The 14,804-nt window shown below is 71.0% G+C and carries 13 protein-coding genes; 4 read left to right on the forward strand and 9 right to left on the reverse strand.

The window, feature by feature from the left end; genetic code table 11:
• Nucleotides 1-158: 158 nt before the first annotated feature.
• The 5 genes from ACESMR_RS17040 to ACESMR_RS17060 all read right to left on the reverse strand — a co-directional run bounded on the left by ACESMR_RS17040 (nucleotide 159) and on the right by ACESMR_RS17060 (nucleotide 6,007).
• A complete protein-coding gene (locus ACESMR_RS17040; RefSeq protein WP_373048309.1) occupies nucleotides 159-497 on the reverse strand; it encodes a DUF4870 domain-containing protein in 339 nt (112 codons plus the stop codon).
• 146 nt (nucleotides 498-643) lie between these two features.
• Complete coding sequence (gene meaB / locus ACESMR_RS17045; protein ID WP_373048310.1) at nucleotides 644-1,684, reverse strand: methylmalonyl Co-A mutase-associated GTPase MeaB; 1,041 nt, start codon at nucleotides 1,682-1,684, stop codon at nucleotides 644-646.
• Nucleotides 1,685-1,747: 63 nt separating this feature from the next.
• Nucleotides 1,748-3,058 (reverse strand): hypothetical protein, encoded by a 1,311-nt coding sequence (locus tag ACESMR_RS17050; RefSeq protein WP_373048311.1) that lies wholly within the window; start codon nucleotides 3,056-3,058, stop codon nucleotides 1,748-1,750.
• Between the two features lie 49 nt (nucleotides 3,059-3,107).
• Nucleotides 3,108-4,247: an acyl-CoA dehydrogenase family protein gene (locus ACESMR_RS17055; protein ID WP_373048312.1), complete on the reverse strand. Its 1,140-nt coding sequence runs from the start codon at nucleotides 4,245-4,247 to the stop codon at nucleotides 3,108-3,110.
• Between the two features lie 197 nt (nucleotides 4,248-4,444).
• Nucleotides 4,445-6,007 carry an acyl-CoA carboxylase subunit beta gene (locus ACESMR_RS17060; protein WP_373048313.1) on the reverse strand — a complete coding sequence of 521 codons (1,563 nt, stop codon included), beginning with the start codon at nucleotides 6,005-6,007 and terminating at the stop codon, nucleotides 4,445-4,447.
• Between the two features lie 170 nt (nucleotides 6,008-6,177).
• Here ACESMR_RS17060 and eis point away from each other — a divergent pair, with 170 nt between their 5' ends.
• Together eis and ACESMR_RS17070 are read left to right on the forward strand one after the other, a co-directional pair.
• Nucleotides 6,178-7,359 carry an enhanced intracellular survival protein Eis gene (gene eis / locus ACESMR_RS17065; RefSeq protein WP_373048314.1) on the forward strand — a complete coding sequence of 394 codons (1,182 nt, stop codon included), beginning with the start codon at nucleotides 6,178-6,180 and terminating at the stop codon, nucleotides 7,357-7,359.
• 97 nt (nucleotides 7,360-7,456) lie between these two features.
• Complete coding sequence (locus ACESMR_RS17070) at nucleotides 7,457-9,370, forward strand: EGF domain-containing protein (protein WP_373048315.1); 1,914 nt, start codon at nucleotides 7,457-7,459, stop codon at nucleotides 9,368-9,370.
• Here ACESMR_RS17070 and ACESMR_RS17075 read toward each other — a convergent pair.
• Together ACESMR_RS17075 and ACESMR_RS17080 are read right to left on the reverse strand one after the other, a co-directional pair.
• Nucleotides 9,354-10,151: a DUF4097 family beta strand repeat-containing protein gene (locus ACESMR_RS17075; RefSeq protein ID WP_373048316.1), complete on the reverse strand. Its 798-nt coding sequence runs from the start codon at nucleotides 10,149-10,151 to the stop codon at nucleotides 9,354-9,356. The two genes, ACESMR_RS17070 and ACESMR_RS17075, sit on opposite strands and share 17 nt — an antisense overlap.
• A 42-nt stretch (nucleotides 10,152-10,193) precedes the next feature.
• On the reverse strand, nucleotides 10,194-10,796 hold the full coding sequence (locus ACESMR_RS17080) for a hypothetical protein (RefSeq protein WP_373048317.1): 603 nt from the start codon (nucleotides 10,794-10,796) through the stop codon (nucleotides 10,194-10,196).
• A 145-nt stretch (nucleotides 10,797-10,941) separates the two neighbouring features.
• On the opposite strand from ACESMR_RS17080, the gene ACESMR_RS17085 reads away from it, so the two are divergent.
• On the forward strand, nucleotides 10,942-11,856 hold the full coding sequence (locus tag ACESMR_RS17085; RefSeq protein ID WP_373048318.1) for a hypothetical protein: 915 nt from the start codon (nucleotides 10,942-10,944) through the stop codon (nucleotides 11,854-11,856).
• A 58-nt stretch (nucleotides 11,857-11,914) separates the two neighbouring features.
• Nucleotides 11,915-12,733 (forward strand): hypothetical protein, encoded by an 819-nt coding sequence (locus ACESMR_RS17090; protein WP_373048319.1) that lies wholly within the window; start codon nucleotides 11,915-11,917, stop codon nucleotides 12,731-12,733.
• A gap of 7 nt (nucleotides 12,734-12,740) precedes the next feature.
• Here the strand turns inward: ACESMR_RS17090 and ACESMR_RS17095 are convergent, their stop codons facing one another.
• Together ACESMR_RS17095 and ACESMR_RS17100 are read right to left on the reverse strand one after the other, a co-directional pair.
• On the reverse strand, nucleotides 12,741-13,523 hold the full coding sequence (locus ACESMR_RS17095; protein WP_373048320.1) for an enoyl-CoA hydratase-related protein: 783 nt from the start codon (nucleotides 13,521-13,523) through the stop codon (nucleotides 12,741-12,743).
• A gap of 65 nt (nucleotides 13,524-13,588) precedes the next feature.
• Nucleotides 13,589-14,791, reverse strand: coding sequence for an AI-2E family transporter (locus ACESMR_RS17100; protein WP_373048321.1), 1,203 nt, complete (start codon nucleotides 14,789-14,791; stop codon nucleotides 13,589-13,591).
• Between the last annotated feature and the right edge of the window lie 13 nt (nucleotides 14,792-14,804).

Genomic DNA, 14,804 nt, shown 5'->3' on the forward strand with positions numbered 1-14,804 from the left:
CAGCCTCGCGACCGACGCCTTGCGGTTCATGTGGGTCGCTGCGACCAGCTTCCCAGAGGACTTGCACCCCCTAGCCAAGGCCCATGCTGGGCACACAAACAGGAAAGCCTCCCACGATGCGTGGGAGGCTTTCCTTGCTACGGGCCGGCGGTCTGCGTTCAGGCGCCGTAGATCTTCTGGCGGGCCATCTTCCCGAAGACCGGGTACTCGTAGTGGTTGCCGCCTGCGATCTTCACGCCGGCGATGATGTGGAAGACGATCGGGATCGGCCAGAGGAAGAGGCCGATGAGCAGGAAGCTGGTGAAGAAGATGATCGCCGAGCAGGCGAGCGAGAAGTAGAGCGCCTGCAGCGCGTGGAACGCCGCGTACTTCGACTCGTCCTTCTTCACCAGGTAGACGATGAGCGGCGCGACGAACCAGGCGATCAGCGCGCCGAAGTGCGCGATGAGCGCCATCGTCTTCTCGTCCTGGGTCGGTACTGCGGTCGGCTGCGTCATCGTCGACTGCTGCGATACGGGCGTGGGCTGCATATTTCCCCCCGGTGAGCCCCGCTGCGCGGGGCTCCGTGGCGTTGTCCGGGCGGCATTATCGCCGGCTTCCATCGTCGCAGGCTAGTGCGACGCCGCGCACTCCCATGCCCCACCTACCGGAGGCGCGCCGCCACGTCCTCGGCGAGGGCGTAGGGATCGGTCTCCTTGCGGGCGATCCGGGTGGCCAGCTCGTCCAGCGCCCCCTGCTCCCGGCCCAGGCGCTCCAGCGCGCTCTTCACCAGCCGCTCCCTCAGGATTGCGAGGAACTCCGCCCGGGCCCTGGTCGCCTCCCGGGCGAGCCTGCCGCCGTGGGCCTCGAGGTGGGCGCGGTGCCGGTCGATCGCCCCTGCGAGCTCTTCGAAGCCGGTGTTGCGGGTGGCGACGGTCCGCACGATCGGCGGCTCCCAGCTGTAGTCGTCGCTGCGGGCCATCGCGGGGCCGGTGGGGCTGAAGCGGTGCTGCTTGTCGTGATCCATCGGCATGGTCACGTGCCGCAGCTCGATCATCGAGCGGAGCTCCCGCTCGGTGCGGTCGGCGCCCTCGCGATCCGACTTGTTGATGGTGAAGACGTCGGCGACCTCGAGGATCCCCGCCTTGATCGCCTGGATGTCGTCGCCCATGCCGGGGACCACCACCACCACCGTGGTGTGGGCCAACGAAGCCACGTCGATCTCGTCCTGGCCGACGCCGACCGTCTCCACCAGGATCACGTCCTTGCCCATCGCGTCCATCACCCGGGTGATGTCCGAGGTGGCGCGGGAGAGGCCGCCGAGGGAGCCGCGGGTGGCCAGCGAGCGGATGAAGACGCCCGGGTCGAGGGCGTGGTCCTGCATCCGGATCCGGTCGCCGAGGATCGCGCCGCCGGAGAAGGGGCTGGTCGGATCGACGGCGATCACGCCCACCGTCTTGCCCTGCTTGCGGTACCAGCCGATGAGGCGGTCGGTGATGCTCGACTTGCCGGCGCCGGGCGAGCCGGTGATCCCGACCACGTAGGCATTGCCGGTGTGGGGAAAGAGCGCGCGCAGGGTCTCGATCGCCGCAGGCTCGCCGTCGTCGAGGTTGCGCATCAGCCGGGCGGCTGCGCGCACGTCGCCGTCGCGGACGCGCTTTGCGATCTCGTGGGAATCGGTGCGGATCGGAGCTGCCTTGGCCATCGGAGGACTCCCGCTCTTGAAGGGCGGGGCATCCTATCGATCCGCGTGGCCTTGGCAACCCGATCAGTACGCAGCCGCTTCCGGCACGAAGTGGTGCACGAACATCGCCAGGGTGCCGTTCTTGGGCTGGCCCACCTGCTGGCGCTTCGGATCGAGCTGCACCCAGGTCACGTGGGTATTGCTCACCTGCAGCACCATCGCCGGAAGCCGGTAGCCCACGCTCCCTGCCGACGCGAAGGTCGCGAGGAAGTCGGTGCGGGGCAGCGTGCGGGGCGTGCCGTAGGGCTTCCCGTCGATGTCCACGGGCACGTAGCGGATCTCGCTGCCGGTGTCCGCCTCGACGAGGATGCTCATCACCCAGACCTCGCCTGCCACCGGCTTCATCTGGCCGGCGACGAGCTCCCCGCCGCCGAACGCTGCGGCTGCAGCTGCGGGCCCCAGCGTGAAGGCGAGCGCGGGCGCTGGCGGCGGCGCCGCCACGCCCAGCTTCGCCGCGGCCAGTTCCTCGACCCGGGGCAGGCGCTGGAGCTCGAAGCCCTCCTCCCAGAGCGTGCCCTGCTGTCCGCTCAAGCGGCCGAGGAAGCCACGGCCCGCGTCCCACTTCGCCACGAAGCGGAGCTGCTGCTCGCCGAGCTGGAGGTCGCGGACCAGCGCGAGGCCCGGCCCCACCCTGGCGTCGGGTCCGAACTTCTCCACGAGCTGCTGCAGGGTGACGCCGGTGGAGGGGCCCGCAGGCCCAGGCGTCGCCGGCGGCGGCGTCGGGGTGGCGGCTGGCGGCGGAACGGCGACCGGCGCCTTGAGCGCCTTCTCCGCCGGGGCGAAGAGCACGAGCTCGAGGTCCACCCGGTGCTCGTGTTCGCGGAAGTCGAGGGGAACGTCGAGGGAGGCCGGCGGCCTGCCACCCAGGAGCGGCAGGACCTGCGTCGCCCGGGCGCCCCGCTCGTCGCCCTCGATCACCACGGTGCCGACGGAGGTGATCTCGAGGCGGGCCACCGCCCGGATCCGCTCGGTGTCGAGCTCGCTGGTGAGTCGCAGCCGCCGCATCTCGCCGAAGGCCGCCTGCGCACCGGCGGCCCTGGCCCGCAGCGCCTCCTCGAGCCTGGCGAGGATCGGCTCGGGACGCTGGAGGTCGAAGAAGGGCTGGGAGGGAAGGCCCTGCAGCGCGGCGGGGGCCACCGGCCGCAGCCGGTCGTGTCCCTCCACCACGAAGCGAACCCGCTCGATGGCCCTGCCACCGAGCGGGTTCCGAACCGTTCCCGCCAGCTCGCCCTCGAGGGTCGCACCGTCGGCTGCGAGGCGGGTGGGCACGCCCAGCGCTGCGAGGCGGCGCTGGGCAATCTCGTTGAGTCGGTTCTGCGGCTGGTGTGCGGGCACGGAAGAGGCTCTCCCCATACCCACACCCGACGACCGGAGCGAGGTAGGGTTACTTGAGGATTTCGCGACCGATGACGAGCCGCTGGATCTCGGAGGTTCCCTCGCCAATCTCGCACAGCTTGGCGTCGCGGAGATAGCGCTCCACCGGGAACTCCCTGGTGTAGCCGTAGCCGCCGTGGATCTGGATCGCCTTGTTGCAGGCGCGGAACGCCGCCTCGGAGGCGAAGAGCTTGCCCATCGAGGCCTCCTTGGTGAACGGCTTGCCGGCGTCGCAGAGGACGGCGGCGCGCTGCACCAGGAGCCGCGAGGCGTCGAGCTCGGTCTGCATGTCGGCGAGCATGAAGCGGATCGCCTGGAAGTCGGCGATGGGCTGGCCGAAGGCCTTGCGGTCCTGGGCGTAGGCCTTCGCCTCCTCCAGCGCGCCGCGGAGCAGCCCCACCGAGAGGGCGCCGATGGTGATGCGGCCGCGATCGAGGATCTTCAAGGTGTCGATGAAGCCGCTGTCCACCTCGCCGACGCGGTTCGAGTCCGGCACCTCGACGTCCTCGAAGATGAGCTCGGCGGTGTCGGAGGAGCGCATGCCCATCTTGTGCTTGATGGGCACCTGCTTGAAGCCCGGCATCCCCGGCTCGACGATGAAGGCGGTGATCCCCTTCTGCTTCTTCTCCTTCGTGGTCGAAGCGAGAATCACGTAGACGCCGCCGACGGTGCCCTGGGTGATCCACATCTTGGCGCCGTTGAGGATCCACTTGTCGCCCTTGCGCACCGCGGTGGTGATCAGGCCGGCGGCGTCGGAGCCCGAGCCGGGCTCGGTGAGGCCCCACGCGCCCATCACCTCGCCGGTGGCGAGCTTCGGCAGCCACTTCTGCCGCAGCTCCTCGGAGGCGAAGTTCTTGATGTGGTTGGTGCAGAGGCCGTTGTGCGAGGCGACGGTGAGGGCGAGGGATCCGTCGTAGCGCGCGATCTCCTCCACCACCGTGGCGATCGCCAGGGCGGAGAGGCCCACGCCGCCGTACTCCTCGGGGATCGCCATGCCCAGCAGGCCGAGCTCGCCGAGCTTCTGCACGGCGGCGGTCGGGAAGGTCTCGGTCTCGTCCCACTCGCGGGCGTTGGGCTTGACCTCCGCCTCGCAGAAATCACGGACGGTCTTGCGCAGGGCCAGCAGCTCTTCGGGAAGGTTGAAATCCATCTTGTTCGACTCGAGCGCGAGGTGACGCGCGGCCTTCGGCCACCGCCTCCTCCCGCGGAAGCGCCCGGGCACACGCACCGGGCGAAGGAGAAGCGCGCGGCCCACCACCACGCGCCTTCCGTTGTTCGCTCGAGGCCCCGCGGGGGAACGCGGGGCCTCTTCATCCTGGCGCGGCGGACGGCTGTCCGCCGCTTCGATCAGACCGGGTAGACCGAGTGCTTCTTGCGGGGCCGCTCGACGCGCTTCTCCGCGTAGCGGTCGAAGCGCGCGATCAGCTCGGCGCGGAGGTGTTCGCCGGGGACGATCGCGTCGATCACCAGCTCGCTGGCGAGCTTGTGGATGTCGATGTCCGCCTTGTACTCCTCGCGGAGCTGCTGCACGTAGGCGGCCCGCTCGGCCTCGGGCTTCTGCTGGATCTTGTTGAAGTAGACCGCGTTGACCGCAGCCTCCGGCCCCATCACCGCGATCATCGCCTGCGGCAGCGCGAGGGTGCAGTCCGGGGCGAAGCCCGGGCCGCTCATCGCGTAGAGGCCGGCGCCGTAGGCCTTGCGGACCACGACGCTGATCTTGGGCACGGTGGCCTCGGAGACCGCCGAGATCATCTTCGCGCCGGCGCGGATGATGCCGGCCCGCTCGACCCTGGTCCCGATCATGAAGCCGGGCACGTCCGCCAGGTAGAGCAGCGGGATGTTGAAGGCGTCGCAGAGCTGGATGAAGCGCGCCGCCTTGTCGGCGGAGTCGACGAAGAGCACGCCGCCCTTGTACTGGGGCTGGTTGGCGACGATGCCCACGGCGCGGCCGCCGATCCGGGCGAGGCCGGTCACCATCTCCTGGGCGAAGAGCTTCTTGATCTCGTGGAACGAGTCCTCGTCCACCAGCTCCTCGATGAGGCGCTTGATGTTGAAGGGCTTGTTCTGATCGGCGGGGATGATCTCGTCGATCCGCTTGCCAGAGGCCTTCGGCGGCTTCGCCTCGGCGTGGGGCGGCTGCTCGCCGCAGTTGCGGGGGAAGAACGAGAGGTACTTCTGGCACCACTCGATCGCTTCCTGCTCGGTCTTGACCAGCACGTCGCCGCAGCCGGAGACGGAGCAGTGCATCTTCGCGCCGCCCATCTCCTCGAGGGTGACCTTCTCGCCGATCACCATCTCGGCCATGCGCGGCGAACCCAGGTACATCGAGGCGTTGCCGTCGACCATCACCACCACGTCGCAGAACGCGGGGATGTAGGCGCCACCTGCGGCGGAGGGGCCGAAGAGGAGGCAGACCTGCGGCACCATGCCGGAGAGCTCCACCTCGTTGAGGAAGATGCGGCCGGCGCCGCGGCGGCCCGGGAACATCTCGACCTGATCGGTGATGCGGGCGCCGGCGGAGTCCACCAGGTAGAGCATCGGGCAGAGGAGGCTCCTGGCGGTCTCCTGGATCCGGAGGATCTTCTCCACCGTGCGCGCGCCCCACGAGCCCGCCTTGACGGTGGAGTCGTTGGCCATGATCGCCACCGTGCGCCCGGCGATCTTCGCGGTGCCGGTGATCACGCCGTCGGCGGGGAGCTCGGGGTCGAGGCAATTGGCGAAGAGGCCGTCCTCGACGAAGGAGCCCTCGTCGACCAGCAGGCGGATCCGCTCGCGAGCGAAGAGCTTGCCGACTTCGGCATTCTTGGCGTGGTACTTGGGCGCGCCGCCCTGCCGGACGCGGTTCTCGAGATCCTCGAGCTCCTGATCCGGGTGGGTCGGTGCGGGCACACGAGTCGGGTCGACGCTCATCGCTGCGGTACCTCCAGGGAAGGCAGGTTTTTTGCCTACCCCTCCGGTGCAAGTCAACCCTAGGAATTGCGGGCACTTTGGCGCCCTGCGTCATCCTGCGGCTCCAGTGTTGCCGGCCGTACTTCGCGCTGGCACCATCGGCGCCTTCTTCGCGTGGGGAGAGTCTCGAGATGAGCGCGCAGCTCCGTTACGGACCGGTCGAAGCAGCAGCGGATCTCGACCGGCTGGTCCGGTTCACCGCCGAGAGTTTCGCCGTCCCCGCCGAGGAGGAACGGCGCTGGCTCGACAAGGTCGGCCTGCAGAACGTCCGCGTGCTCCACGAGGGCAGCACGCCGGTGGCGGGCCTCTCCCTCCTCCCCGACTTCGGCCAGTACTTCGGCGGCAGACGGATCCCCTGCGCCGGCATCGCCGGCGTCGCCTCCGACGCCCGGAGCCGCGGCAGGGGCGCCGGCACCGCGTTGATGCGGGCGGCGGTGCAGGAGCTCCACGGCAGGGGCATTCCCCTGGCGGCGCTCTACCCCGCCACCCAGCCGCTCTACCGGCGGGCCGGCTTCGAGGGCGCAGGCGGCCGCTGGCGGATCCGCGTCGATCCCGCCCACCTCGATCTCGCGGACCGCACCCTGCCCCTCCGCGCGATCGGCGAGGAGGAGCGGCCGGCGCTCGCCGAGCTCCACCGGCAGTCGCTTCGCGCCGGCAACGGCGGGATCGATCGATCCGGCTACCTCTGGGAACGGGTCTTCCACCCTGGCGGCCAGGCCACCGCCGGCACCGGCGTGGTGGGCACGAGCGGCGCCCTCGAGGGCTACGTGATCGGCCTGCAGGTGCACGCCGGCGAGGGCAACGAGCTGCGCCTCACCGATCTGGTGGCGACCACGCCGCAGGCGGCGACCCGGCTCCTCACCTTCCTCGCCGACCACCGCCACCAGATCGCGCAGGTCTCCTGGCACGGCGCCGCCGCCGATCCGCTCCTCGCCCTGGTCCGCGAGCAAAAGGCTCGGGTCGAGCTCGCCGCGGTCTGGATGCTCCGCATCGTCGACGTGGCGGGCGCCCTCGCCTCCCGCGGCTACCCCGAGGATCTCGTGAGCGAGCTCCACCTCGAGATCTTCGACGAGGTGGTGCCCGAGAACCGCGGCCGCTTCCTCCTCGAGGTGGCCGGCGGCGTGGGCCGGGTGCGCCCCGGCGGCGAGGGCCGCCTCAAGCTCCACGTTCGCGGCCTCGCCCCGCTCTTCTCCGGCTGGATGGCGCCGGAGGCGATCGCGTTGAGCGGCCTGCTCGAGGGGGACGAGACGGAGCGCAGGCGGGCCCGGTCGATCTTCGCCGGGCCGGCGCCGGCGCTCCGCGACTTCTTCTGAGGTCGACGCTCCCCGGCTTCGGGGAGATGCGAAAAGCCGCACTACCCCGGCTGCTTCGATCCCCCGGACCATCGCGGGATCGAAACAGGGGGGTGCCATGCGGGAAGCCATTTTTTCGCTCGTCGTGTGCCTGGGGATCGCCGCAACGCTCGGTGGCTGCGGGGAGGACGAGAAGCCGAAGCTCGGGAGTGTGCCAGATGATCCCTGCCTCGCCGTGACCTGCGACGCGCAGGCGACTTGCGAAGGCGGCGTCTGCAGCTGCAACCCGGGCTGGGAAGGCGACGGCGCGACCTGCGCCGACGTGGACGAGTGCGGCAGCGGCGCTGCGGCCTGTGCCCCCGACGCCACCTGCACCAACCGCCCGGGCGGCTACGACTGCGCGTGCAACGAGGGCTACACCGGCGACGGCAGGCGCTGCGTCGACGTCGACGAGTGCGCGGCCGGTTCGGATGCCTGCGACGGCAACGCGATCTGCACCAATACCGCGGGCGGCCACACGTGCGCCTGCAAGCCGGGATTCGTCGGCGACGGCGTCTCCTCGTGCGCCGACGTGAACGAATGCGCCGAGGGGACCGACGGCTGCGATCCCGGCGCCGACTGCCACAACACCGTGGGCAGCTACGAATGCACCTGCAGGCCGCCAGCGGTGGGCGACGGCACCACCTGCGAATCGCCGTGGAGCGATCCCGCGCTGCTCGGACTGCCCTTCGATGCGACGCCGGCCCCGCAATTCGGCAGGGCCGAGATGGCTGCGGACGCAGCGGGCAACGTCTACGTGGCGATGACCAACCACGGCCAGTCGATCCACGTGCGCCGCTGGGACGCAGGGGCTGCGGCGTGGAGCGAGCTCTTCGATCTCACCGGCTCGATCTTCCAGGCGGGCAACTTCCCGCTCATCGACGTCGACGCCGCCGGCAACGCCCTCGTCGTCTTCCACGAGGCCAACGACTGGGAAGCCGTGCGCATCCTCGCGATGCGCCACGACGCCGCCGTGCCCTTCGACAGCGGCTGGTCTGCAGAGCCGGAGGTGGTGGCAGGCGACGACGGAACCTCGGTGCTCCAGTGGCTCCGCCGGCTCGAGGTGGACGACACCGGCAACGCGCTGGTGGTGGTGGGCGCGCTGCGGGTGATCGACGACGAGTGGCGCTCCCTCGCCGAGGTGCGCGTCGCGCCGGCAGGCGCGCCCTTCGGACCTGCGGTCGAGCTCCCGGGCGTGCCCGATTTCGCCAGCGTCTCGACCCGCGCAACGGCGGAGGGTTTCCGCCTCCTCGCCGCGTGGGCCGGCGAAGACGGCGTCTTCACCCTGGGCGGCAGCTGGGATCGCGCCACCGGCGCCTGGTCCTTCGACGAGGCTGCCGAGCGACATGCGGACCGCGGGCTCGAGGCCGCGGCCTCCCTCGACGCCGCCGGCGGCAGGTTCGTCACGTGGCAGGAGGGCGAGCTTTGGGTGGATACCTGGATCCGGGCCCGGCACGCACCGGCGGCGAGCGCATGGGACGCGATCCACGAGGTGGACGTGCATCCGGATCCGGCGGTGGGCGCCGTGGTACCGGAGACGCTGCTGGTGCAGGCCGGCAGCGCCGGCGAGGCGCAGCTCCTCTTCCGCAGCGCCGACGCGCTCGGCCGCACCTGGGGCTGGGCCGCCGTCCACCGGGGGGGCAGCTGGAACGCCCCCATCGCCGTGGACGCGGACGAGGCGGGGACCGTCGCCTGGATCCACGGCGATCGCTCGGCCTCGGGGGAATTCGCCGTCGTCTGGGATCGCCGGGACGAGAACGGAGACTGGGTGGTCTTCGTGCGCAGCAGCACCGACGACGGCACCCTCGGCCCGGCGGTGGAGCTGGCGACCCGCGACGGCAACGATCGCTACTGGGCCAGGATCCTCTTGCGCGAGGGCGGCGCTGCGGCGACCTGGGTGACCAGCCCCGATGCGGACGGAGGAGGGCCCACCACCCTCGAGGTGGCGATCTTCACCGCCTGGCAGGAGGGCGCGTCTACCGGATCTCGGTGATGCGCACGTCGCCGGTGTCGGTCTCGATCCGGATCCGCGGGCCGCCGCCGCCGACCACCGCGTGGACGCCATCGTCCTCGCGGAGGTAGAGGCCGCCCGCCTCGACGACGATCTCGCCGGTGTCCGTCTCCACGTCGAGAACGAAGCCTGCGCCAGCGGGGACGCGCACGGTCACGTCCCCGGTGTCGGTCTCCACCCGGACGTCGCCGAAGCCCGCGTCCACCAGGCGCAAGGTGACGTCGCCGGTGTCGGTGGTGATCGACCCGCCGCTGCCTGCGGCGCGGATGCGGCCGGTGTCGCTCTCGAGATCGAGGCGGCCCGAGGTCGCCACCTCGATGTCGCCGGTATCGGTGTGGGCGCGCACCCTGCCGCTCATCCCGCCGACGGTGATGTCCGCGGTATCGGTCTCGAGGTCGAGATCGATGGCGTGGGGCATCGAGGCATCGAGCCATTCGAACCAGATCGACTCGCTTCGATCGCCGATGCCGCGCAGCACGAGGGAGAGGCTGCTGCCGGAGCGGGCCAGATCGAGCCAGGCGTCCTCGAGGAGATCGTCGTCTCCCGGGGCGACGAGCCCCGCCACCGAGGCGCTGGCCTCGAGGGTCTCGTCGTCCCAGCCGTGGATCTGCAGGCCGTCCGGCAGGTGGCCGAGGTGCGCGCGGAAGGTGGAGTAGCCGTCGCCGTCGTAGCGGGCGTGGGTCTCGCGGCTCACCGCCTCGACGTTGAAGGTGCAGCCGGTGGCGAGGGCGAGGGGAAAGAGCGGGAAGAGGCGGAGGATCATGGCTTGTCTCCCGGCGCTGCGCTTGGTCGCGCGCCGTGTGGATCAGAAGTGGAAGTCGAGGTTGAGGCCGGCGGTCCAGGCGAGCGCGCCCTGCGGCAGGATGCGGCGCTGGAGCAGGTAGCCCTCGCTCGCCACGACGTGGAGGCGGCTCTCCGCGCCGAGGGTGAACCAATCGGTGAGCCAGTAGCGCGCGCCCGCCGAAGCGTAGGGCGCGATGCCGAAGGCGTCGTCCGCTTCGCCGGCGAAGCGCCACTGCATCGGCACACCCACCTGCGCGAAGGGCTGGAGCCGCTCGCCGAGGAAGGTGAAGCCCTCGACGAAGGGGCCGGCGCCGATGGCCCAGCGCTCCCCCTCGACGTTGTCGGCGTTGGCGACGCCGATGCTGCCGAGACCGATGGCCAGGTGGTCGGAGAGGGTGAAGGCGAGGTGCAGGGAGCCGGGGGCGATCAGCTCGTGCCCGCCGGCCGCGTCGGGCACCGTGCCGACGTAGCCGTCGAGACCGATGCGGAAGGCGCGGGCGGTGGCGCGATTCCCGTCCGCTTCACCGAGGTGCAGGCGGAGCGACTCGGCACCGGCGTCGGGCGCGGCGAGGCAGGTGGCGGCGAGCGCCGCTGCCGAGAAAAGGATGCAGGTCGAGGTCTTCATCGTCGTCTCCGGTGGCAGGGGCTCATTTCGCCGCTGCCCTTCGACGAGAGGAACACCGCTGCCTGCGAAAGGTGTCACCGAGGCGCTCGCTGGCAGCGGCGCCGTGCGTTACCGTGCGCGGATCTTCCGCACGAGGTCTCTCTCGATGAAGCCGACGATCATCCTCCCCGCTTGCGCCCTGCTCCTCACCGGCTGCGCCACCACCCCGGCAGCTCCCGCCGCCGAGGAGACGGTGGAGCTCCGCTTCCGCCCGGAAGCCGGCGCCACCGAGGTGCACTCCGAGCGCATCCGCACCATCCGCGCCGGCGGGAACGAGCAGGTGCAGCGCACCACCACCCGGTACACCGGCACCGCTCTCGAGGTCCCCGAGGGCGTCGCCTACGGTGCGGAGAACGTGCGGGTGGAGAGCGACTACGGACCGCCGGTGCTCCACGAGCTCGGCGCCCAGGCTGCCGAGCGCTTCCAGATGGTGGTCTCGCCCGATGCGGAGATCGTCGCCTTCCGCGGCCTCGACGAGTTGCAGGCAGGCCTCCTCGCCTGGTTCGAGGAGCAGCCGCAGGTCGAGGGGCTGCCGCCGCAGGCCCGTGAGCAGCTCCGCGCGGTGATCGAGCAGGTGAGCGATCCGGAGATGCTCGCCACCCACGCCGCCTCCGATTTCTACCTGGAGGTCGGCGCATGGCACGGCAAGACGCTGGAGCTCGGGCGCTGGTACCAGTCGGAGGATCCCGCCCATGCGTACGCGGCCACCGGGCGGATCCCCTGCACCGAGGGCGAGGAGGAGGCCCGATGCGTCCGGCTCGAGCTCACCTCGGCGCCGTCCGAGGCGGAGCTCGCCCAGGCCCGGCAGATGATGGCCCAGCTCTTCGCAGCGCTGCCGGCCGGGGCGGAGCCCGGGCCGATCGAGATCCAGGATCGCTTCGAGCTCGTGGCGGAGCCCGACGGCCTCCGCCCCTGGCGGATGCGCAAGGTGCGCACCATGGAGAGCGAGCTCACCGTCCAGGGCGAGAAGCAGCGGATCGAGGTGGAGGACCTCCGCACCACCACCTTCGCCCGGAACTGAACCGCACGTGTGATCGGGCGCCGCTCGTGGTCACATGGAGGAGGCAGGAGGTACGACGATGCGCAAGCTCCTCTGCATGGCGATCGGTGGGGTCCTGGCTGGCTGCGGCGGCGCCGCGCCGGGCGTGGTGGAAGGTGACCGGGCGGCCTGGGTTCCCGAGCTGCCTGCCGCCGAGGTTCCGGCGGCCACCCTGGACCGGATCGCCGAGCTGCACGTTGCCCAGCTCCCGCCTGCAGGGAGCGGCGGGGAGACGGACACCTGCGGCTTCACCCCCGACTCCCTGCGCTTCGGCATCTTCTCGCCGGGCCGCACCGCGACGGTAGAGTTCGCCATCCGCGGGAACCGGCGGGGGTGCGAGGTGCGGGATTTCGGTGTGGCGGACTTCGCCTCGTCCGAGGCCCCGGCGGATTTCGACGTACCCGCGGGGGAAGAGCACAGGGTCGCGGTGCGCCTCACCGCCGAGGCGCCGGCGTTCGAGGAACCGGTCGCGGCGGTCTGGGCCACCTTCAACGGTGTCTACCGGGAGCTCGTCATGGCCCCCGTCGAGCCCGAGCCGTGCCTCCTCCTCGCCCCCGACGCCCTCGACTTCGACGCGATGGGCGTGGGCTGCACCTCGCCAGAGCGGACGGTGGCGGTGATCAACGTCTGCGACGCGCCGCTCCAGCTGGCGGCGATCGGCCTCGAGGGGGAAGGGCTCGCGGCGCTGCTGCCCGCCCTGCCCCTCACGCTGGCGCGCGGCGCCCAGATCGAGGTGCCGATCACCTGGATCCCGACGCAGGAGGGCGCCTTCGCCGGCGCGCTCGAGGTCGAGGCGGGAGACGGCGAGACCGCCTCCCTCGCCCTCTCCGGCACCGCCACCACCGCAGCTTGCGAGTAGGCCCCGATCACTCGCCCTTGTAGGCGGGCTTGCGCTTCTCGCGGAAGGCGGCGAGGCCCTCGAGGCGATCCTTCGTCGGGATCACCATCTGGTACTTCTGGTACTCGAGCTCGAGGGCCGAATCGATCCCGAGCTCCATCCCCTCCTGGATCGCCGCCTTCGCCGCTGCGAGGGCGACGGGACCGCCGGCGGCGATCTCCTCGGCGAGGGCGACGGCGTGGGCCACCACGTCGGCATCCGGCGCCACCCGGTTGACCAGGCCGAGGCGCAGCGCCTCCTCCGGCCCCACCCGCCTGCCGGTGAGGATCAGGTCCTTGGCCACGCCGACGCCCACCAGCCGCGGCAGGCGCTGGGTGCCGCCGCCGCCGGGGATGATCGCGAGGCGGGTCTCGGTCAGCGCCATCTCGGCGTGGGGCGCGATCACCCGCAGGTCGCAGGCGAGGGAGAGCTCGGTGCCGCCGCCGAAGGCGGCGCCGTTGATCGCGGCGACGAAGATCTTCGGCGAGAGCTCGAGCTGCCGCAGGGTCCTGCGGAGATCGTGGAGGAAGGCGCGCACCTCCTCCTCGTTCATCGTGGCCCGCTCCTTGAGATCGGCGCCGGCGCAGAAGGCCTTGTTGCCCGCGCCGGTGAGCACCACCGCCCGCAGCCCACGCTTCTCCCTGGCGGCCACGACGAGCGCCTCGAGCTCCGCGCGCATGGCGCGGGAGATCGCGTTGCGGTTGGCCTCCGCGTCGATCGTCCACACCTCGACCGCACCGTCAGCTCGCGACTCCACCCGGAAGTTGGCCATCTCTCGCTCTCCTCTCGTGGTTGGGAGAGCCCTTCTGCCCCATCGGCACCGCTGCCGCAACGCCGTCAGTGCAGGGTCGGCGGCCCTGCATCCGGCGGCCCTGCAGGCGGCTGCTGCTCCGGGGGCTTGCGACGGAGCCGCGGAAAGCGGCGGCGCTTCCCTTCCGCGAGATCCTTGCGCTCCACGATCTCGGGCCGCGGCTCGACGTCGGTGAGGAAATCGGTGGTCCAGATCCGGTGGAAGGCGGCTGCGACCGCTGCGACCAGCGGCCCCACCAGCGCGCCCACCGCGCCGAAGATCGCGATGCCGCCGAAGAGCGTGACGAAGACCACCAGCGGCGGCAGCTGGAGCTTGCCCTTGGTGTAGAGGGGCTTCACCACGTTGTCGACCGAGCCGATCACGAAGATCGCGAAGGCGAGGATCGCGAGGCCGGCGATGGGCCGACCCACGAGGAAGAGGTAGCCAGCCAGCGGCACGGTGACGAGACCGGAGCCGAGCATCGGCACCAGCGAGAAGATGAACGAGAAAAAGGCGAGCACGCCTGCCAGCGCCAGGGGATAGGGCGCGCGAACGATGGCGAAGACCGGCCAGGCCAGGGCGAACTGGAAGAGGGCGGTGACGAAGCTCGCGCCGAAGACGGTCTGGATCGAGAGCCGAATCGTATCGAGCAGGTTCCGGGTGTAGCGCTTCTCCATCGGCATCGCCTCGACGATCGCCTGGCCCACCCGCGGGCCCCTGGAGAAGAAGTAGTAGAGCGCCATCAGGGTGATCGTGCCCTGCACGCCGAGCTGCGCCGCCAGCCCCGGGACGCTCGCGGCAAACGAGGCGAGCCCGGCAGCCAGCGCGGAGAGCCCCTGCCCCACCGCTTCCTGGACCTGCTCCACCGGCAACTCGGCGAGGCGTTCCCGCAGGCTCGCGGGCACGCGCTCGAGGACCATGTCGTCGAGCCTGCCCGATGCCACCGCCCGGCTTACCGCGCCGAAGAGCGGCACCGCGGCCTGCACCAGGATCACCGTGATCACGACCAGGGGGACGAGGAGCACGAAGAGCGTGCCGAAGCTCATGATCAGCGCTGCCGGTCCTCGCCTGCCGCCCAGGCGCGCCACCAGCCACTCGTTCACGCCGGAGAGCAGCACGGCTGCAGCGGCGGAGAGGATCAGCGCCACCATGAAGGGCGAGCTGATCCAGATCAGCACCGCCAACGTGAAGCCGAAGAGGAGCAGGAAGGTTTTGGTCGACCAGTGTTCCCGCTTGTTGCCGGCGCCCATGCGGTCGATCTGC

The sequence above is a fragment of the Vulgatibacter sp. genome (genome assembly GCF_041687135.1).
Classification (GTDB): Bacteria; Myxococcota; Myxococcia; order Myxococcales; family Vulgatibacteraceae; genus JAWLCN01.